This window comes from Paenibacillus glycinis, assembly GCF_009909185.1.
GTDB lineage: Bacteria > Bacillota > Bacilli > Paenibacillales > Paenibacillaceae > Paenibacillus_Z > Paenibacillus_Z glycinis.
In genome coordinates this window covers 21,974-42,055 of record NZ_JAAAMV010000012.1, presented here as the reverse complement: position 1 = coordinate 42,055, position 20,082 = coordinate 21,974, and the positions used below count along the sequence as shown (strand labels likewise).

Sequence of the window (20,082 nt, the reverse complement as noted above, 5' to 3'; positions counted from 1 at the left end):
TCTCGGCGAATATAATGAACATAAACAACACGGAATGATGCAAGATGCGACATCGAGCCGAGAGGGGAAAAGGATACCAGTGACGAAAGTGAACGAGAGTGGGCGGCACGGGATTAACGGGATGAAAGATGAGGTCCTGACGTTGAAAGTCGGCTTGATCGGCATCGGCGCGATGGGCCGGACGCATCTGGCCATCTATAAGCGCTTGATGGCGGAGGGCTACCCCGTCGAGCTCGCGGCCGTCTGCGATCTCAAGATGGCGGAGCTGAAGGACGACACGCTCTCCGCCTACCGGCTGTACGATGCGGTGGACGACATGCTGGACGGCGAGGAACTGGATATCGTCGACATTACGGTGCCGACGCCTTTCCATGCGGAGCTGGCTTCCGCCCTGCTGGAGAAAGGCTACCACGTCCTCTGCGAGAAGCCGATGGCCCGTACGTCCGAGCAGGCGCTGCAAATGGTAGAGTCGGCAAACGCCGCGGGCAAGAAACTGATGATCGGGCAGTGTCTGCGTTTCTGGCCGGCCTATGAATATTTGAAAGCGGTCGTCGAGGACGGTCGCTACGGCAGCGTAAGGGCAGGCTATTTCTACCGGGGCTCGGGCTTTCCGCTGCCCTGGTACCTGAACGGCGCGAATAGCGGAGGCTGCCTGCTGGACATGCACGTTCACGACACGGACATCATCCACTGGCTGTTCGGCATGCCGGCGAGCGTGTCCACCTCCGCGCGGGTCGTCGCGCCGCAAGGCGGCTATGACGTGGTCTCGACGAACTACCACTATCCGGAAGGCATGGTGCTGAACGCGCAGGCGGACTGGACGCTGCAGGGGGATATCCAATTCGCCATGACGTACCGGGTCAATCTGGAAGGCGCAAGCATCCTCTTCGCGGATAACGCGGTCTCCGTTCATCCGGCGAACGAGCCGGGCTTCATAGCCGAGCTGTCGCCCGATACGGGGTATTACCGCGAGATCCGGTATTTTCTGGACGTGGTGGCATCAGGCGAAGCCCTCTCGGCGTGCCCGCCGGAGGAGACGCTCGGCACGATGGCGATCATCGAAGCGGAGCAGCTTTCGGCCGATCGCGGCGGCGAACTCGTCAAGCCGCAGGCGAAGACGATCAAGGCGATGAACTGACGGCTGTTCATAGGCAAGTCAGGCAGAACGTATCGAGCTCCGAACTCCGAGCTCCAGAGCGGTTGCGCGGTTTCCGGGAGGAAGCGGCGTGTCCCGTTTTGGGGCTTTTTGCGGTGCCGCGTGATTGAACAACCATATATTAACGCGTCAATCCGGTGAATTGTTAAAATTATTCTGTCGAAATTAAGAGGAGAATCGAAAAATTGTATAATTTTAGCAAAAAAGATAAGAAATAAACAAACAAAGGTGGCTTCATAATGAGAGCTCGGCTAAAAAACGTTCGACAATGCTCCGAAAGCGTTGGATGCTGACGTTGTGGCTGGTCGTAATGGCCGGCATTGCGTTCGCCCTGCCGAACGCGGCCTTCGGAGCCGCTGTCGATACGGGCAGCGCGACGAAGTTCACGGTCAACTCGGACACGACCAATTATTGCACGTATGCAATCGCCGGTCTCGCCGGGGGCAAGACGGGCGTAATCAACAAGGAGGGCAGCGTATACTCGTACCGGATTTATTCCGCTACCGGTTCGCTTCTCCAGAACGTGAATCTGTCTTCTGTTATGAATGGACGCGAGTCGCACTTCGATCTTCTGCATGCTTATGGATTGGCGAACGGCCGATCGTTGATTACGTGGGAAGGGAAAAAGCGGCGGCAGCTGCGACTCGAACTCGAACAGCATATATCAGTTTGCCATTCTGAATGCGGACGGAACCGTCTATGTATCCGCTGGGCGAAGGATGCCGTGAACGACATGGGCTCGCGGATGATCGTCCTGGGCGACGCGAACGGGTTGTTCAACCCCGACCAAGCGATTACGCGCGCGGAGTTCGCGGCAACGTTGGTGCGGGCCCTCGGCCTTAATCCGGAGAGCGGGTCGTCGGCATTCGCGGATGTGGGGAAAACCGATTGGTACTACGAGGCGGTTAACGCGGCGTATCGCGATAAGATGATCAGCGGGTACGCGGACGGAACGTTCCGCCCGAACGATCGGATCACGAGAGAGCAAGCGATGAGCATGCTCGCGCGTGCGATGGAGATTACCGGCCTGCAGACGCAGAACGGCGATGCTTTGCAAGACGCGCGGTTGTCCGCATACGCCGATGCGGATCGGATCGCGGGTTGGGCGCGGGAAGGCGTGCTGACAAGCATAGGCGCCGAGCTCGTGCACGGCCGCAGCGACGGCAGGCTCGCGCCGAAGGAGTTCGTGACGCGCGCCGAAGTCGCTTCGATGGTCGAGCGGCTGCTCGGGCGATCGGAGCTGATTTAACCCGAAGCCGCGAAGAGAAAATAGCCAGTCCGGACACGCATCGTGTCGGGCTGGTTATTTTTTTGTGAAGGTCTTATAGGGCTTTAAGACTAGCAGGAATTTGTCGCATCTATGTCGAATGAACTATTAAAAGTCGAGGTAAAGGTTTCCAAGCAGAAGGGACGGTGGCGGGGGCCATGAGAGAACGGGCTAACCGGGCGGCGGACGAACGCGGATTTACCTTGGTTGAGATCCTGGCGTCCCTGGTCGTGCTCGCGATTGCGGGGCTGACGATGACAGCCTTCTTCACGCATGCGATGTCGAACGCGAAGGGCAACCAAAACAAGACGGTGATGGTGAATCTGGCGCGGAATACGCTGTTTTATATGCAGAAGCAGTCGGTGTTCAAAGAGGTGCACGACCTGTATCAAGTCGGACGAACGCTTCCGACGGACGAGACGCGCGAGGTGATCGAATCGGAAGGCTGCTCGGCTAACGCCTGCACGAACTACGTCAAGCTCGTCAAACAGCCGCAGACGCTCTACGCCGTCCTCAATCCGGAGATCAACGGCATCCTTTACCGGGTCAAGATCAGTTACCAGGACAAGCTCTATGACACGCTCAGCAAGATCAAAAACGCGCCGCCCGCTGGGGAAGAATCGCCGCAAACGACGCAGATGAGCGATTACCTGATTCCGATCAAGGTCGAGATCGCCGAGGCGCCGATGGATAAGGGCGGCCAGCCGGCGAAGCCTTCGCGCAAGCGCGATTGGATGGAGGTGGAAGGTTATATTACGGATGAAACGATTCGCTAGCTTCGGCAATGGACGGGATAACCCGGATGCCCGCCGCGGGGAGCGCGGGTTGACGCTGATCGAGCTGATCGCGTCATTGACGCTGATGTCCGTCGTGCTTGGCGTCATCTATGCTTCGATTACGTTCGGCGTGAACGCCTATCATAAAGTCGGCATCGAGAATAAGCTGCGGGACGAAGGAGACCTGATCATGTCGTCCATCATTTCGGAGCTGTACCGCATGGGTCCGGAGCGCATCGCGCAGTCGAGCGCGGACAAAGACCATGCGATCGCGCTTGTGATGCCGAAGATCGGCGACGAGGCGCCCGAAGAGGAAATGATCGCTTTTCGGCCCAACGCGGATTGTAAAAACGCCTTGTTCATCGGAAACCGGGCGGACGTCGACCGGCTGCAAGCCGAAATCGCCACGGAATCGTCGATCGTGCTGCCGGAAACGGAGCTCGACGAGCGGTGCCGGGCGGATCAAACCGCCGATCCGGCTGCCGGAGACGGCGTATCCTCCATCAAGCTCGACTGTTTCGGCAGCCCGACCGCCCAAGGCTGCGGCAGCGGGCTGATCGAGATCCGGCTGAAGCTCAGGCAGACTTACGGCGGCAAAGACTATGACATGGATTTGGAAAGCAAATTCGGGTTCTAAGGGGCGGAAGGCAATGAAGTGGCGCGAAGAACGAGGCTCGGCGTTTCTGTTGGTCGTCTTTATGATCCTGTTGTTCGCCATGCTCGGCGTCGCCGTGCTCGGCGCTTCGATCGGCGGCGCGCAGCGCTCGCAGAAGGCGGAGGATAACGTGCAGACGGTGCATTTGGCGGACAAGGCGCTAAGCGAAGCGGTCGCCCAGGTCATGGCCGATTTCGACAACCAAGCGATCGAGCCGAATCAGCTGCGAACGCAACTGGAAGCGTTCGTCCGCGATTTCAAGGATACCGGCAACCGGGACTCGGACCTGGACGTGGCGAAGGCGCCGGGGTACCGTATCGAACGGATATGCATCGTGGGCACGCCGAACTGCGGCGATCCGGGCGGCGGCACCGGGAGCGCGCAGACACCGACAAGCGACATGCTGAAGGTCACGGCGATCGCGGAGGTCAACGGCATGCGGCGAGAGCTGACGCAAACCATTACGCTGAATACCTATCCCGATTTCCTGAAGTATGCCATGGGCTCCGAGGGGGAAGTGACGATTAACGGCGCGCCGCTCATCATGAACGGGGGAATTTATTCCGGCGGGCAGCTGAAGCTGCGAAATCTGGCCGATTACACGTACCATGGCAATTCGGGGTTGGCGGCTACGCAGTTTCTGTATCTCTCGCCGGACTTGGCGGACAATCCGCTTCCCTGCACGATCGGCAGCGGCATCGGCCAAGACGGCGACCGAGAAAAATTATTCGTTCAGAAGTACGATGACGTCCTGTACCGAGAGGATAACGATCCGAATTATACGCCTGTATTCACCGAGACCTACAATTGCGAGCAATTCCACGGGCTGCGGAAAGAGGAGGTGACGTTGACGGAAACGAAGAAATTCATTTCCATCGACGTGGCGCAATCCTTCATAGACAAAGCCGTCGAAGCGCTGAACCCCGACCCGAACTCGGACTTGCCGACGTCGATTCGCGACGAATTATCGAAGGCCTATCGGGAAAGTCCGGATCCCGCGAATGCGCTCATGACCAAAATCAAGGAGGATCTGGGAGTCTTCTATACGGACTTCGCAAGCGACCGTTACGTGACGATTCCGTTCGCGCCGCCGGAACCGGGACCGCTCGCGTCCGATGCGGATCGGACGGTCTACCAGCAGCGGAAGGCGCAGTATGACGCGGCCATGGCGGAGGTAAACGAGAAGCTGGGCCATATGTCGGGGCCGATTTACGTGGATGGCGATTTGAAGGTCGGCAAGGAGCTGAAGCAGCTGCTCTACGCGGAGAAAGGGCCGAATGACTGGCTGATCGTGAACGGGAATCTGACCGTTCAGAACGACGCGGCCGGCACCGATATTCCCGTCACGGCAAATATGCTGGTCAAAGGGAAGGTCGCTTTGGGCGGCAGCCTGAGCATGGACGCGACGCTCTTCTCCCTGGACGAACAGGAGAACGAAATCGTCGATGCGCACATCGGAGGGAAGGGACTCGTGCTGATCGCGAACGGACCGATCAGCGTGTACCGGGTGGATTCCTTCCAGCCGCTGGGCGGCGGATATAAGCCGGACAGCGCGAACACGCTGAACGCGTTCTTCTATACCGACAAACAGGCGGAGCTGTATGGCGTGGGCTCCCTCTTCTGGATTCACGGCGGCTTCTTCGCCAAGAAGAGCATCACGATCAACGCCGTGCTGGGCAATACGAGCGAAGCCCAGGGCCAGAACGATTTGGTGTTCGACGATCCAGCCGATCATCAAGCCGGACTGACCGAGAAGCAAGCCCGGTTCGTCATCGACTACGACGATGACGTCTTCATCAATCAAAAGATCGGCCTTCCCCGCGTCGACCGGATCAAAGTCACCGTCGGCCCGAAGAAACTGAAATCCATGGACGGCGAAGGGTAGCGCAGGAAAGCTGTCCCGAAAACTCGCAAAGCAGCCCCGACTGACCGGCAACCGAGCCGGCCGGCGGGGCTTTTCGTATCATCAGGAGCCAGTCTGCTCGGCCAGGTTTATTTTCAGAATCGCTTAATGCCAATGGTCGCTTCACAGACCATCCGGCGCCGACGACACAAAGAAGCCTCGTCCCTTAGCCGATTGCTAAGCGACGAGGCTTCCGCGCGTTTAATACTTATCCGTATTGTTAACCGTGACCAGTGTCTTGACGGTGATGCCGAGCGCCGGGTAGGACACCGATACGGCCGCGGTGCCTTTCCGCTTCGCGGTCACCACGCCCGTATCGGATACCGCGACGAGGTTGTCGTTGTCCGAGGACCAGCGCAGCTGGCCGAGGAGCGAGCTCCTCAGGTCGGCCGGCGCGATGCGGAGGAAGTCGGCATCCGTCAACGCCGCGGTTGCGCCTTGGTACATCGTCAACGTTTCCGGAACCGTCAGATTGACGATCGTGATTTGCTTCGTGCCCTTCAGCGTGATGCCCGCCGGCGTCGGTACGGACACCTGCAGCGTGACGCGTCCGCCGTCCTGCGGGCCGGTCGTCAGCTGGCCGCCGGTTTGGCCGGCGCCGGCCGGCGTGAACGTCGTCGACCCGGACGGCGAATTGCTCAGCGTCCATGCCGGCGTGAACGGGAACGACGGCGTCCCGGCTTCGCCTGCCCAGCCGAGCGTCACATTATTGATCGCGCCGCCTGCCCGAACCATGTCGGTGCCGGCAATGACCGGCGCGCGGTCCTTGATGGCGATCGGCAGCTCCTGCTTCAGCGGCAGCGGCAGCGACAGGCCGAGCAGCTGAACGCTTACGGCCGCGGTCACGTTGCCGGGCGCGATCGCTTTGAGCGAATTCGTGAGCGCTTTTCCCGTGCCTCCCGGCAGAAGCGCGAATTGGTTGGCGTTCGCCTCGACGAAGTTCCAGGACACCGCGTTGATGAAGCTTAGATCCGTAATCGGCAAATGGGTGAGCGGCGAGACCAGATTCGCGGTAAGCTTCACCTCGTCGCCGACGCCGATGATCCCCGCGGCCGTCGTCAGGCCGAGCTGCGGATTGGAAATCTCGACCGTCTTGGCCGCATCGTAGGCCGTGGTAATGGTCGAACCGTCTACCGAGGAGGCATAATGCGTCTCCACGTGAAGGGACACGGTGACCGTGCCCGCGCGCTCCCCGGTCAACGTCGTGCTCGCGCCGTCGGTTCGGCCGAGCGAGGCTTGTCCGCCGTTCGCGGGGTTGAAGACGCTCCAGCGGATGCTGCTGACCGTTTCCCGGTCCGGCTTCGTCAACGCGGCGGACAGATCGATCTTCGAGCCCGCCGAGACGCTGTCCGGGCCTTCGATGCTCAGGCCGGATTCGATAACGGTCACGTTTGCCGTGGCATGACGGCCGGTTATGGCATCCGTCACCGTTACCGCCGCGGTGCCTTTGGCGTTTCCGGTAACCAAGCCGTTGCCTGCAGTGGTCGTGCTCACCGACACGACGGCTGGATTCGACGAGCTCCAACTGAAGCTCGGCGTCGCGTCGGCCGGCGTGAACGCCGGGATGATCGTCGCCGTGTCGCGCACGACGCTGCCGCTGCCGTCCCTCTTGTTCACCAGCGTCAAATCTTGAATGCTCAGGCTTAGTGTCTCGAGCCTGACGATGGAATTGATCGAATACGCGTCGAACGGAAGCGAGGTAGCCGCGGTTTGCCCGATATCCTTGAACGTCAGCGACGCATTGTTGAGCGGCAGGGTGCCGGCGATGACGGGCTTCAACGTGATGCTGAACGTCAGCGGCGGGGCGGAATAGCTCTTCCCGTCCGCGGCCAACGCATACGTGATGCTGCCGAACGAACCGCTCAGCGCGTAGCCCGATTGCGCGTCGCCGCTCTTCGCGATGCCCGCCGGCAGCGATCCGGCAATCTCGAGTCCGGCCGGCAGCTTCTCGTTGAACGCGATGCCGCTGATCGTCAGATTGGCGCCGTCCGTGGACAGCGACTTGGCGATCGGCTTCGGCGTCGCGGTATAGGTCATGACGGCCGTGGCGTTCCGGTCGAGCACCAGCTCGTGCCCGCCGTCCGGCGCAAGCCCGGAGAGCATGCGCTTCACGCTGAGATTCGACGAGATCGCCTTCACTTTGACCGGAATGGTCTTGGCAGCCTTCGCCCCCGTTTTGTCCGTCACCGTCACGATGATGCTCAGATCGCCTCCGCCGGGAAGCGGGTTCGGGATCGTCTTGTTGACGGTACTGCCGGATATGGCGGTCATATTCGGCAGCGTGACGGTTTTCGTACCGGCGCCGTTATCGTACGCATACGCGATGCCGACGGTCAGATTGCGATCCTTGAAATCGTAATCCTCCGGCATGAAGCTCAGGTTGATGTCCTGGTAGCTCGGCACGAAGTTGTCCTTCGACGCGCTGTAATCCAGCGGATTGTACACCGTCAAGACCGGCGCATGGTTCGAGCCCATGAACGCCCGGAACATCGTGTTGACGAACAGCTTCTGCTCCCAGTCCGGGAAATTGTTGTTCGTGTGTCCCGTGCCGGAGTAGGTCACGTTGCCTTTGGAGTAGGTATAGTAATGGTTCCAGCTGTCGTTCGGATCGCGGTTCGAGCCCGTAATGTTGTACCAGGGCACGACGTCCTCGTCCTCGAGGTCGAGCGTAAAATACTGGTTATGCGTGGTGGCGACGGCCGGCGTCGCGTTGTTCAGGTTGAAAGGGAACTGATTGAGCAGTCCGTCGTTGACCTTCTGCACGGTCTTCGAGGTATTGGGCGCGCTCAGCCCGAGATCCGTCCAAGGGTCGATTTGCCCCGTCGTCTCCTGGAAATTATCGATCCACGTGTTGCGGGCGCCGTTGCTGGAGAACACCGTGTCATGCGTGAACATGACGCTCTGTCCGGTTTGAATAAAGGAATTGACGGCGTTCGCGGTGCTTTGGGTGATGCTCGCGTTGGAATTGTACGAATCCGCGAAGCCGAAGATCAGCATGTCGTACAAGCCGTTCAGCTTGCTCTTGTCCATCTTCTCGTTGAAGTCCTTGAAGGTCGTGGTCGTGATCGCGATGTTGTATTCGTCCGTCCCCGCGAGGTAGCTCTGGTTCATGTTGTTCGCGTTCTTCAGGCTGCTCGTCACGGAATCGTTCGGCATGATCTGCAGCACGCGGACGTTCGTCTCCAGATCGCGGTATCGGATGACGCCGGTCTCGTAGCTGCGCAGCTTGGAGGTTTGGTCGACGATCTCCAGCTTCCAATAATAGAGGCCGGAGTAGCCCTGGGGCAGGGTGTACGACAGCTCGCCGTTCGCGCCCGTTACGCCCGAGGAAGCGACGATCTGGTCGGCGCCGAACTTCACGGCCTGGTCCAGGCCCAGATAGAGGTTCGCGCTCAGTCTGCCCGGCTCGAAGGCGCCGCGGTTCGGCACGGTGTACGTAAAGGTCAGCTTGTCCCCCGCGCGGTACAGGAAGGACGGATTCGTCAGGTAGGATTGCGGTTGGCCGCTCAGCGTCAGCTTCGGGCGCTGATTGAGCAGCGTATCGTAGCTCGCGAACCGCGACGCCAGATTGGCCAGGCCGGAGGCGTTCAGGACGACCACGTTCTCGCGGCCGGCTCCGGTATAGGAAGCAAACGCGTTATAGAGGTTGCCGTGCGCGAGCGTCAACTTGCCGTTCTTGTCGGTGCTGCCCTGGTAGACGAGTCCGGACTTCTGGGCGTCGTCGCTGTAGAGGAAGACGAGTTGGCCTTTGGCGATAAATTGGTCGACGATTTCGTTCGCCTTCAACATCGTGATGTCGTTCTCGAGGTTCGTCGTATTGTGGCTGGCCGCGCGGTTATCGGAGCTCGTATGCGGCACCTTGGCCGGATTGTATTGCCCTTTGCCGATATAGATGGCGTCATACTTGCCGTCGAGCTCGCCGCGCAGGGCGACGAAGCGCTTCATGCTGATCGTCTCGATCGATACCGCGGGCAGCGCGCCGAGGACGGGGAGCAGGTCGGAGGTGCCGTTGTCCGTGATTTCGAGGAGCTTGGTCACGTTCTGGGCGTAGCGGAAGGAGGCGGCATCGCCCGAGTCGTCCTTGTCCGCGTAGAGCGCGTCGTCGGAATGCACCGATACGTATTTTCCATTCTTGACGGCCGATTTCAGATAGAGATCGTGGCCTTCGCGGAAAAACTTCTCCTTATCCCCGATCGAAGCGGCCGTTGCGGCCAGCGCCGCGCTCTTGGAGGCGGAGGTGACGTAATCGCCGGTGGATTTGGACCGGAGCGAATAGGTGCCGTCGTTGTTCTCGACCAGCTCGAACAGCTCGGCGGACGAGCCGACGTTGGTCGCGGTCGCGGTCAGTTTCCCGTTCGCGCCGACCGAGATGAACTTGTTCCCGCTCGTCTTGACGGCGTAATAGACGGCCCCGTCCGCATGCGCGCTCCACGGATGAATCCCCGGGAACGCGACCAGCGCGGCGAGGATGCCGAGCGCCAGCAGTCCGGCAATGCGCTTTCGCCAAATTTTGCTCATCATAGGTCCTCCTTCATAAATTCCGCATGTTCATGCGGCGGTTGGGAATCTATTAAACGGTACTTTAGAACTAGTTATTATTTTCCACCATTATACTACCAAAGCCGGTTCAAACCTAGTATTAATTTTTCGAAAAACCACGATAGATGTCAACGTTTTCAAAGGATTGGCGCGGTTATCCGGCAATCGGCCCCTTCGATTCCCCATTGTCGGGCGGATGAAAATTGTGGTAAACTTTAATAGTCTAATGGTCCTAATACTTTTTTAATAGTTTGAAGCGATAATAGGCTTTAAGTAATGGTCGAGAGGGAGGTGGGCCGGTGTGAGCACCGCGAAGAGGAAACGGCTGGGCGACCTGCTCATCGAGAGCAGCGTCATTTCCGACGAACAGCTGCAGCAGGCACTGCGCGAGCAGGCGAAAACGAAGCAGAAGCTGGGCGACCTGCTGATCTCGCAAGGTTACATCACCGAGCAGCAGCTGTTCGAAGTATTGGAATTCCAGCTGGGCATCCCTCACGTCAGCCTGTTCAAGTATCAGATCGATCCATCCATTACGGGCATCATTCCGGAAAGCCTGGCACGCCGTTATCAAGCCATTCCCTTACATAAAGAAGGCGGCAAGCTGCTGGTCGCCATGGCGGATCCGCTGGATTATTTCGCCATCGAGGAGCTGCGCATGTCGACCGGCTTCCGCATCGAGCCGGCCATCTCCGGCAAGGACGAGCTGCAGCGGGCGATCGCCCGGCATTACGGCCTGCAGGACTCCATGTCGCAAATCATGGGGGATCTGCCGACCGTCGACGAGATTCGCGAGACGGAAATCACGGACGAGGATTCTCCGGTCGTGCGGCTGGTCAACCAGATGATCCAGCAAGCCGTGCAGCTCCAGGTGTCGGATATCCACGTCGACCCCGGCGAAGCGAACGTCGCGATCCGGTACCGGCTGGACGGCGTCCTGCGGACGGAGCGCGTTATCCCCAAGCAGATGCAGGGCTTCATCACCGCCCGTCTCAAGATCATGGCCAAGCTGAACATCGCCGAGCGGCGGCTGCCGCAGGACGGCCGGCTCAAGATGCAGGTCGATTACAAGACCGTCGACATCCGGGTATCCTCGCTGCCGACCATCCACGGCGAGAAGATCGTGCTCCGGATTCTCGATCTCAGCGTCGGGGTCAAGGCGATCGACCAGCTCGGCTTCAGCCCGCGCAACCACCGCGTCTTCAAATCGATGATCGAGGTGCCTTACGGCATCGTGCTCATCACGGGTCCGACGGGAAGCGGCAAGACGACGACGCTGTATTCCGCGCTCCAGCATTTGAACAAGGAAGACACGAACATCGTCACGGTCGAGGATCCCGTCGAGTACCAGCTGGAAGGCGTGAATCAGGTTCACGTCAACCCGCAGATCGGGCTGACGTTCGCCGCCGGCCTTCGTTCGATCCTGCGTCAGGATCCGAACATCATCATGGTCGGGGAGATCCGGGATTCCGAGACGGCGGAGATCGCCATCCGGGCTTCGCTCACGGGACACTTGGTCTTGTCGACGCTGCATACGAACGATTCCGTCAGCTCCATCACCCGGTTCCGGGATATGGGTGTCGCGCCTTACCTGATCGCCTCCTCGCTCGTCGGGGTCGTCGCGCAGCGGCTCGTCCGGCGCGTATGCAACGACTGCAGGACGTCCTACGCGCCGACCGAGCAGGAAGCGATCTATCTGCGGAGCCACGGGATTCATGCGGACAAGCTGTACAAAGGAACGGGCTGCGGCACCTGCAACCAGACGGGCTATCGCGGCCGGGTCGCCATTCACGAGGTGCTTGCCGTCGACGACCGCATCCGCCAATTGATCGGGATGGAGAGCACGATCCAGGATCTGCGCCGCGCGGCCGCAGAAACCGGCCTCGTCCAGCTGATGGACGACGGGCTGGATAAAGCGGTCAAGGGCATTACGTCGCTGCAAGAGGTGCTTCGCGAAACGGTATTTCATTAAAGGGCGGGGAAAGCATGACAGAGGCATTGGCACGGATCGTAGGGCTGCTCAAGCAAGCTCATGAACATCAGGCTTCCGATCTGCATATCTCGGTCGGTTCGCCGCCGGTCCTGCGGATACACGGCGTCCTGAGGTCGTTAGGCGAGGAAGCCGTCACGGGAGAAGCTTCGCGGGCCATGGCCGAAGCGCTGCTGACCCCGGAGCAGCTGGCGAACTTCGAGACGAACGGAGAGGTCGATTTCTCGTACGAGCTGGAGGGCTGGGCCAGATACCGGATCAATGCGTTCCGCCAGCGCGGCAAGGCAAGCATCGCGATTCGTACGATTCCGACGGTCATACCGACGCTGCAGCAGTTGCAGCTTCCGGACGTGATCGGGCAGCTGGCCGGCAAGCACCAAGGACTCGTGCTCGTCACCGGACCGACGGGAAGCGGCAAATCGTCCACGCTCGCGGCGATCATCGACCACATCAACCGGACGCAGAAGCGCCATATCGTGACGCTGGAGGATCCGATCGAGTTCCTGCATGCGCATGCTTCGTCGGTCGTGGACCAGCGCGAGGTGGGGAGCGATACGCGGAGCTTCAGCAAGGGCCTCCGGGCCGCGCTCCGGCAGGACCCCGACGTCATACTGGTCGGGGAGATGCGGGATCTCGAGACGATCTCGGCCGCCGTTACCGCCGCCGAGACGGGACATCTGGTGCTCGCGACCTTGCATACGACGGACGCGCCGCAGACGATCGACCGGATCATCGATGCCTTTCCCGCTCACCAGCAGGGTCAGGTGCGGATGCAGCTGGCGGCCGTGCTGCTCGCGGTCGTCTCGCAGCGCCTGCTCCCGAGACCGGGCAGGCAAGGCCGGGCCTGCGCGACGGAAATCCTGATCAACACGCCGGCGGTGGCGAACCTGATCCGCACGGAGAAGGTCCATCAGATCAAGAGCGTCATGCAGACGGGGCGCGCGCAGGGCATGCACACCTTGGATGCCTCGCTGCGCGAGCTGATGGCGCAGGGACTGGTGGAGGCGGCCGCCGCTAAACCGTACTTGAGCGAGGGGGGCGGCTGATGGCGCAATTCGCCTATCACGTCAAGACGATCGGCGGCAAGCAGCTGCGGGGCAAGATGTCCGCGATGGACAAGTCCGCGGCGGTCGAGGAGCTGCGCAAACGCGGTCTCGTCGTCCTCTCGCTGGACGAGCAGCGGAATACGGTGCTGTCGATGGAGATCTACATCGGGAACCCGGTGAAGATGCAGCATTTCATCATCTTCTGCCGGCAGTTCGCGACGTTGATCCGCGCGGGCGTCACCATCTTGGACGCGACGGGCATCCTCGCCCAGCAGACCGAGAGCAAGCCGCTCAAGAAGGCGCTGGTCGACGTGCATTCCAGCCTGCTGCGGGGGAACGCATTTTCGCAGGCCGTGCAGGAGCACAAGCGGATCTTTCCCTCGATGTTCACGAGCATGATCCGCGCCGGCGAAGAATCCGGCGATATCGAGGGCACGCTGGAACGGCTCGCGGTGTTCTTCGAGAAGGCGCATACGACGAAGGAGAAGATCAAATCCGCGCTGACGTATCCGGTCGTCGTCGGCTTTCTGGCGATCGCGGCCGTCATCTACTTGCTCAAAGCGGTGGTGCCGCAGTTCGTCACCATGTTCGATTCCATGGACGCGAAGCTGCCGGCCGTGACGCGGATGGTCATGGCGGTCAGCGGGAGCATCGAGAACGAGTGGTACCTCTGGATATTGACCGTGATCGCGGTCGTAATCGCTTTCTTCGTGGCGAGAAAGACGGAGAAGGGCGCGTACGCGATCGACTATGCGGCGCTGCGGCTTCCGGTCTTCGGCAAGCTGAGGCAGAAGGGCATGATCGCGCAAATGTCCCGGACGTTGTCCTCGCTCTACGCAAGCTCCGTGCCGATGCTGCAGTCTCTCGCGATCGTCGAAGAGGTGGTCGGCAATCGGGTCGTCGGGGGCGTGATCCGGCGTTCCGGCGATTCGCTCCGACAGGGCAATCCGCTGTCGGAGCCCTTGAAGAAATCCTGGGTGTTTCCGCCGCTAGTCACCCAAATGATCGCCATCGGCGAAGAGACGGGCTCGCTGGACGTCATGCTGGCGAAAATCGCGGATTTCTACGAGATGGACGTCGAGAACACCGTCGATCGGTTGAAATCGCTCATCGAGCCGCTGCTGCTCGTGTTCCTGGCGGGCGTCGTGGGGACGATCGTGGCGGCGATCATGCTGCCGATGTTCAGCTTGTACAGCCAGCTCGGCTAGGGCTTGAGAGAGTCGCGGAAGAGGATGGCCATTAGCGGGCGAGAGGCCTGATTTGGTATAGAAGGAAAATAATCGTTAAGGGGATGAGTGTAATGTTGGCAACGGCCATGAAGCGCTTGAAGAAGGAAGAGAAGGGGTTTACGTTGATCGAGTTGCTCGCGGTTATCGTGATTTTGGGGATTATTGCCGCGATTGCGGTGCCTTTGATTGGAAATATTTTGAGTGACTCCAAATCGAAGTCGGACTTTCAAACTGCACGCCAAATATACGATGCATCACGTTTATACATTACGAATGAGCAAAATGGTAAGTTTAAAGACTCAACTACGCCTGTTAGTGTCTCGATTAACACCCTTCAGGCCAATGGTTATTTAGATGAGGGCTTAACATTGCCAAGTACAAAAAAAGAAATTGTTGGCGGTACCGTTCAATACTTGGCTAATGGACAACTACTCTATGTGTATATTAATTCCGGATCAACTGCTACACCTGAGAATAATTGGTATAAGGGCTCTGATGTAATGAAGGGTTCAGGAACTGTAATTACAACAGCAGCACCTACAACTCCATAAACCATCAAATCAAGGAACCGGACCTTCGTTCCGGTTCCTTTCTCTATCACCCACAGAAAGTAGACATGCGCGATGACGATAGCTTTCTCGCTGTACCTGTTCGTCCTGGGGCTCGTTTGCGGCTCGTTCTTCAACGTGGTCGGCCTGCGGGTGCCGGTCAAGAAATCGATCGTGCATCCGCCGTCCCACTGCACGAGCTGCGGGATGCGGCTGGCCAAGCGGGACTTAGTCCCGGTGTTTAGCTACCTGCTGGCCGGGCGAAAATGCCGCCAATGCGGCGCGCCGGTATCCTTCGTCTACCCGCTCGGCGAGCTGGCGACGGGACTGTTGTTCGCGGCCGTTTACCTCCGGTTCGGCATCAGCCTGGAACTGATCGCGGGCTTGCTGCTTGTCAGCCTGGCGGTCATTGTCACGGTGTCCGATTTGTCGTACATGCTCATTCCGAACAGCGTGCTGCTCGCGTTCTTGCCGCTGTTTATCTTTGCCCGACTGGTTTATCATGAACAACCGCTGTGGCAGTATGCCCTTGGCGCGGTATTGGGGGGCGGCGCGCTCCTGCTTGTCCATGTCGCCTCTCGCGGCGGCATGGGCTTCGGCGATATCAAATTATTCGCGGTCTGCGGGCTGGTCGTCGGTCCTTCCGAGCTCGCGGTGGCGCTGCTTGTCGCATGCCTGACGGGAACGGTCATCGGCGGCCTGCTTCTCCTGCTGCGCATCGTACGGCGCAAACAACCGATCCCGTTCGGGCCATTCCTGGCCCTCGGCACGCTTGCCGCGTATTTTTTCGGCGACGCGATGATCCGCGGGTATCTTTCCATATTATCTTAGTCGGGATGTGACTGCCGTGAAAACAAGGAATACGCGAACGGTCGGCCTCACCATCGACGGGACCGGCATCCGCTATGCCTCGCTGCGCAAGCGGAGAAGCTGGGCGCTGGAGAAATCCGGCTTCCTGCCGCTGCCGGAAGGGCAGATCGTCGACGACGGCATCGTGAACGCGGCGGACGTCGGATCGGCCCTGAAAGCATGGGCAAAAAGGGAGAATTTGGCGGGCGCCGCCGTGAAGCTGGCCGTTCCGACTTCGCAAATCATCGTCCGCAAGCTGCGCATTCCGACGACGAACGCGAAGGAACTAAAGCCCCTGATCGAGCTGGAGGTCGAGACGACGCTGCATTTGCCGTTCGAGGACCCCGTCTTCGATTACGTGGCGCTCGGCAAGGACGAGGAGAGCACGCTCGTGCTGATCTTTGCCGCGCCGCTCAAATGGATCCGGACCTCCGTGCAGGTTCTCGAGGAAGCGGGGCTGCGGGTCAGAAGCATCAGCCTGCCCGCCGCGGCGCTGGCGAAGACGATGCTCCCGCAGCAGGGCGAGAAGACCAGCGAGACGATGATCGTCCATATCGGCGAACAGACGCTGGAGATCTTCATGTTTCACGAGGGCAGTCCGATCTTCATGCGCGCGATCAACCTGGCGGAGATGGGCGAACACGAGCCGGGGAAATTGAACGACGGCCAAGTCGCCGAACTCATCGCCGAGATCTCGCGGATCTTGAACTTCTATCAATTCGGCCTGCACGAGGGCGCTTCCCGTATTACCCGGGCCGTCGTCGCCGGATCGCCCGAAGGACGCCGCAAGCTGCTTGCCGCGCTGAGCGAAGCGCAGCCGGAGATCGCGTTCGCCGAGGCGGCGGGGCGCCTGTTCCAGAACGGCAGCGGCCTGACCGACGACAATATCGCCTATCTGGTGCCGACAGGCCTCGCGCTGCCGGAAGAGCGGGCGTCGTTTCAAGTGGACCTGCTGCCGCGAATCGACCGGGAGGCGAGGATTTTTCCGGTCGTCATCATCGGGGCGGCGGCGCTGTTCCTCGTGCTGATCGCGCTGTCCGGCTACTCCTTCGCCGTCGACCGGCTGTCGATCGCGGACAACAAGCAGACGCTCCGGGAGCTCGATGACAGCATGCTGCGTATCCAGAACGACCTCTTGGCCGGCAAAGACGCGGGGGCAGGCTCCGCTTCGTCCGACCCGCTTGCGGAGATCGGGGCGATCCGGGAGCAGCAGCAGGATGTCGTCGGCATCGTGCGGGAGCTGGACGCCAAGCTGCCGAAGGGCGCGAGGATCATGACGATCGGCTATGCGGCGAATGGCCGGATCGAGATCAGCGCCGGCTTCGACGCGTTGAAGGATGCCTCCCGCTATTTGTTCGATCTTCGCCGGATGTCATTCGCGGATACCGCGAGCCTGCTCACTATCTCCAAGCTGGAGGTGGCGGCCACGGTGCAGGGCAACGGCAAATTAACCGTCAACAAGCCGTATTCGGCCGTCTATTCGATAACCACGAAGCGGGAACAGGAGGAGAAGGCCGATGGAACAGCTCAATAAGAACCGTTCTCTGATGCTGCTGGTATTGGCCGTTCTGTTCTTGGTCCTGTTCGCGGCGTACATGTACGTGGTCAAGCCGGCCGCGAGCGAAGTCAACGATCAGGAGGAGCGAATCTCCACGCTCGACAAGCAGCGGACGCTGCTTCAGAAGAAACTGGGCGAGAAGCAGGAGCAGGCGGCGGCTTACTCGGGCGAAGACGTGCAGCGCGCGCTTCCGTTATGGGACAATACCGAGCACCTGCTGTTGGACCTGCAGGGCATCGAGGGACGTTCGGGCGCGCAGACGCTGTCGGCCGCGTTCAATGCGGCAGGAGGCGACGATGCGTCGGCCGAGGACGAGGAACAGGCGGAGGGCGGCGGCGAAGAAACGAACCAGGCCGCGGCGCTGCCATCCGGCATCAAGCGGTTGAAGACGTCGGCCGTCGTCAAGGGAACCTACGAGCAGGTGCTGAATTACGTGGACGCGCTGCAAAAGCTCAAACGGCTCATCACGATCGATTCCTTGGACATCGCCAAATCAAGCGACGGAACGGGCGCTTCGCCCGTCATCAAAATCAATCTCGCGTTCACGGCGTATTTCGATCCGTCGTACCGGGACCAGGTATCCGAAGTGTTGCAGCCTTATTCAGAGTAGTTATCAAAGCTCCGGCCTAATTTCGGCGGAGTTTTTTTGTTTTCATCGCGAATTCATTATGTATACATTATATATATCCGTGATGGACAGCGCTTTTCTGCCATGTTATATTGCGGAGTGAAGCAATTGTATGGCCGGAGCAGGACCTGCTGGCCGCCAACGATGAGAGGCAAATTACGCCGTAGCCGCCAGGGGCGAACGCCTTGCGTTGATCTATTCGCCGGACGGACTTTCATCCGTCGTATGCGGACGCAGCCGGACGCCGAGGCGCGTCCCGGCTGTTTCATGGCAAAGCTCGATCGAGCGGAAGGAGACGAACGAATGAGAGTGCTCATCATGGGGGGAACCGGCACGATCAGCACGGCGATCACGGAACAGCTGCTGGCGCGCGGGGATATTGACGTGTGGCACTATAACCGCGGCAGGCAGCAGGCGCCGGACGGGGTGCGCACGTTGACCGGCGACCGGCGGGAGTTCGCGCGGTTCGAAGCGCAGATGGCCGACGCGGGGCATTTCGACTGCGTGATCGACATGATCGGCTTTCGGCCGGACGAAGCGGAGAGCGCGGTGCGCGCGTTCGCGGGGAGAACGGGGCAGTACATCTACTGCAGCACGGTGGACGTATACACGAAGCGGGCCGGGCACTATCCGGTCGCGGAGGACGGCGAGCGCGGCGCGCTGCCTTCGTTTCCCTACGCGTACAACAAGGCGTCGAGCGAAAACCTGCTGTTCGCGGCGCATGATCCGCAGCGCTTTCCGGTTACGATCTTCCGTCCCGCGCAGACGTACGGCGGACGCGGCACCGCGGTCGCTTCCATCGGGGACGGCGTCAGCCAGATGAAGCGCCTGCGCGAAGGGCGGCCCGTCGTCATTCACGGCGACGGGACGTCGATCTGGAGCGCCTGCCACCGGGACGACGTGGCGCGTGCGTTCGTCCGCGCCGTCGGCAACGAAGCGGCGTACGGCAAGGCGTACAACGTTACCGGCGATGAGTGGATGCGCTACGACCAATACTGGGAGACGGTCGCCCGCGCCTTGGGCGCGCCGGAGCCGCGGCTGGTGCATATCCCGACGGACCTGCTGCGCGCGCTGCTGCCGAAGCGGGCGGAATGGTGCGCGGAAAACTTCCGCTACAACAATCTATTCGACAATGCCGCGGCCCGGCGCGACCTGGATTTTCGCTATACGATCACATGGGAAGCGGGCATACGCGAGGTGATCGCCGAGCTTGACCGGACCGGCGCCATCGACGCGGCGGACGAACAGCCGTGGTACGACGCGCTGCTGGCGGCTTGGAGCGAAGCGGGGCGGCTGATGGCCGAGCGCATGACGGGTCTTGACGATTGAGGGCAAGCCGCTTTACGCAACGGCTCACAATCCGCCTCGAGATTGCGGGCCGCAAACCGCGCCTTGGCGCGATCCGGCGGCAGCCGCCTCCGGCAGAGGGCGGTACCGGTCCGGATTATGCTATAATGACGCTGAGAAACCAAGCAAAGGCGGTCATTTCCCATGTTAGTGAACATAGCATCCCGGTTGGACGAGGACGAGATTCAGGAGCTGCTCAGCTGGTCGGTGTTTCCCGATCCGGAACGACTGCAGCGGGCGGTCGATTTATACAAGGGCGAGACGGCGCATCGGCTGCTCGGCTACGAATCGGAAGGCGACATCATCGGCTTGATCGGTTATCACTGGGCCGGCGAGGGGAAGATCGAGATCGACCATATCGCGGTGACGCCCGAGGAGCGGTACAAGGGATACGGCAGAGGCTTGATCCTGGAGCTGCTGACGCTGGAAAATCCGTCCTTGCTGGTCGCCGAGACGGACGAGGACGCCGTCGACTTCTACCGCAGCAGCCGCTTCACGGTGGAGAGCCTGGGGGAGAAGTATCCCGGCACGGAGCGATTCCTGTGCACGTACGAAGCGGACGGGGCGGACGAGGACGAAGACGAGTAGGCGTTT

15 protein-coding genes are annotated in these 20,082 nt (G+C 60.3%); 14 read left to right on the top strand and 1 reads right to left on the bottom strand.

Annotated elements, in window-relative coordinates; translation table 11 throughout:
- Positions 1–121 precede the first annotated feature (121 nt).
- The 5 genes from GT019_RS15845 (at position 122) to GT019_RS15825 (ending at position 5,739) form a co-directional block, all read left to right on the top strand.
- Entirely contained in the window at positions 122–1,138 is a 1,017-nt protein-coding gene (locus GT019_RS15845) for a Gfo/Idh/MocA family protein (RefSeq protein ID WP_161744169.1), read from the top strand.
- Between the two features lie 313 nt (positions 1,139–1,451).
- Positions 1,452–2,405 (top strand): S-layer homology domain-containing protein, encoded by a 954-nt coding sequence (locus GT019_RS15840; protein WP_161744168.1) that lies wholly within the window; start codon positions 1,452–1,454, stop codon positions 2,403–2,405.
- A gap of 176 nt (positions 2,406–2,581) precedes the next feature.
- Positions 2,582–3,199, top strand: coding sequence for a type IV pilus modification PilV family protein (locus GT019_RS15835; RefSeq protein ID WP_161744167.1), 618 nt, complete (start codon positions 2,582–2,584; stop codon positions 3,197–3,199).
- Positions 3,183–3,836 (top strand): PilW family protein, encoded by a 654-nt coding sequence (locus GT019_RS15830; protein WP_161744166.1) that lies wholly within the window; start codon positions 3,183–3,185, stop codon positions 3,834–3,836. Before GT019_RS15835 ends, GT019_RS15830 begins: the two co-directional genes overlap by 17 nt.
- 13 nt (positions 3,837–3,849) lie before the next feature.
- The gene (locus GT019_RS15825) at positions 3,850–5,739 is read left to right on the top strand and encodes a hypothetical protein (protein ID WP_161744165.1); all 1,890 of its coding nucleotides are present in this window, start codon (positions 3,850–3,852) and stop codon (positions 5,737–5,739) included.
- 219 nt (positions 5,740–5,958) lie between these two features.
- On the opposite strand, the gene GT019_RS15820 is transcribed toward GT019_RS15825, so the two are convergent.
- Positions 5,959–10,275 (bottom strand): DUF5057 domain-containing protein, encoded by a 4,317-nt coding sequence (locus GT019_RS15820; RefSeq protein ID WP_161744164.1) that lies wholly within the window; start codon positions 10,273–10,275, stop codon positions 5,959–5,961.
- Positions 10,276–10,597: 322 nt separating this feature from the next.
- Here GT019_RS15820 and GT019_RS15815 point away from each other — a divergent pair, with 322 nt between their 5' ends.
- The 9 genes from GT019_RS15815 (at position 10,598) to GT019_RS15775 (ending at position 20,076) form a co-directional block, all read left to right on the top strand.
- Complete coding sequence (locus GT019_RS15815; protein WP_161744163.1) at positions 10,598–12,265, top strand: GspE/PulE family protein; 1,668 nt, start codon at positions 10,598–10,600, stop codon at positions 12,263–12,265.
- A gap of 14 nt (positions 12,266–12,279) precedes the next feature.
- On the top strand, positions 12,280–13,329 hold the full coding sequence (locus GT019_RS15810; RefSeq protein ID WP_161744162.1) for a type IV pilus twitching motility protein PilT: 1,050 nt from the start codon (positions 12,280–12,282) through the stop codon (positions 13,327–13,329).
- Entirely contained in the window at positions 13,329–14,537 is a 1,209-nt protein-coding gene (locus GT019_RS15805) for a type II secretion system F family protein (RefSeq protein WP_161744161.1), read from the top strand. The genes GT019_RS15810 and GT019_RS15805 overlap by 1 nt, the downstream gene beginning before the upstream one ends.
- A gap of 92 nt (positions 14,538–14,629) precedes the next feature.
- Entirely contained in the window at positions 14,630–15,109 is a 480-nt protein-coding gene (locus GT019_RS15800) for a type II secretion system protein (RefSeq protein WP_161744160.1), read from the top strand.
- Between the two features lie 72 nt (positions 15,110–15,181).
- Entirely contained in the window at positions 15,182–15,937 is a 756-nt protein-coding gene (locus GT019_RS15795; protein ID WP_161744159.1) for a prepilin peptidase, read from the top strand.
- Positions 15,938–15,953: 16 nt separating this feature from the next.
- A complete protein-coding gene (gene pilM, locus GT019_RS15790; RefSeq protein ID WP_161744158.1) occupies positions 15,954–17,489 on the top strand; it encodes a type IV pilus biogenesis protein PilM in 1,536 nt (511 codons plus the stop codon).
- Positions 17,473–18,123, top strand: coding sequence for a type IV pilus inner membrane component PilO (locus tag GT019_RS15785; RefSeq protein WP_161744157.1), 651 nt, complete (start codon positions 17,473–17,475; stop codon positions 18,121–18,123). The genes pilM and GT019_RS15785 overlap by 17 nt, the downstream gene beginning before the upstream one ends.
- A 321-nt stretch (positions 18,124–18,444) precedes the next feature.
- Entirely contained in the window at positions 18,445–19,470 is a 1,026-nt protein-coding gene (locus tag GT019_RS15780) for an NAD-dependent epimerase/dehydratase family protein (protein WP_161744156.1), read from the top strand.
- A 162-nt stretch (positions 19,471–19,632) separates the two neighbouring features.
- Positions 19,633–20,076 (top strand): GNAT family N-acetyltransferase, encoded by a 444-nt coding sequence (locus GT019_RS15775; RefSeq protein WP_161744155.1) that lies wholly within the window; start codon positions 19,633–19,635, stop codon positions 20,074–20,076.
- The last annotated feature ends 6 nt before the right edge of the window (positions 20,077–20,082 follow it).

What these genes read in the sequence shown, in the direction of transcription:
- GT019_RS15780 (WP_161744156.1), top strand. Translation starts at nt 18,445, where the DNA reads ATGAGAGTGCTCATCATGGGGGGAACCGGCACGATCAGCACGGCGATC.
- GT019_RS15835 (WP_161744167.1), top strand. Translation starts at nt 2,582, where the DNA reads ATGAGAGAACGGGCTAACCGGGCGGCGGACGAACGCGGATTTACCTTG.
- GT019_RS15845 (WP_161744169.1), top strand. Translation starts at nt 122, where the DNA reads ATGAAAGATGAGGTCCTGACGTTGAAAGTCGGCTTGATCGGCATCGGC.
- GT019_RS15785 (WP_161744157.1), top strand. Translation starts at nt 17,473, where the DNA reads ATGGAACAGCTCAATAAGAACCGTTCTCTGATGCTGCTGGTATTGGCC.
- GT019_RS15830 (WP_161744166.1), top strand. Translation starts at nt 3,183, where the DNA reads ATGAAACGATTCGCTAGCTTCGGCAATGGACGGGATAACCCGGATGCC.
- GT019_RS15775 (WP_161744155.1), top strand. Translation starts at nt 19,633, where the DNA reads ATGTTAGTGAACATAGCATCCCGGTTGGACGAGGACGAGATTCAGGAG.
- GT019_RS15810 (WP_161744162.1), top strand. Translation starts at nt 12,280, where the DNA reads ATGACAGAGGCATTGGCACGGATCGTAGGGCTGCTCAAGCAAGCTCAT.
- GT019_RS15825 (WP_161744165.1), top strand. Translation starts at nt 3,850, where the DNA reads ATGAAGTGGCGCGAAGAACGAGGCTCGGCGTTTCTGTTGGTCGTCTTT.
- GT019_RS15800 (WP_161744160.1), top strand. Translation starts at nt 14,630, where the DNA reads ATGTTGGCAACGGCCATGAAGCGCTTGAAGAAGGAAGAGAAGGGGTTT.
- GT019_RS15820 (WP_161744164.1), bottom strand. Translation starts at nt 10,275, where the DNA reads ATGAGCAAAATTTGGCGAAAGCGCATTGCCGGACTGCTGGCGCTCGGC.
- GT019_RS15795 (WP_161744159.1), top strand. Translation starts at nt 15,182, where the DNA reads ATGACGATAGCTTTCTCGCTGTACCTGTTCGTCCTGGGGCTCGTTTGC.
- GT019_RS15805 (WP_161744161.1), top strand. Translation starts at nt 13,329, where the DNA reads ATGGCGCAATTCGCCTATCACGTCAAGACGATCGGCGGCAAGCAGCTG.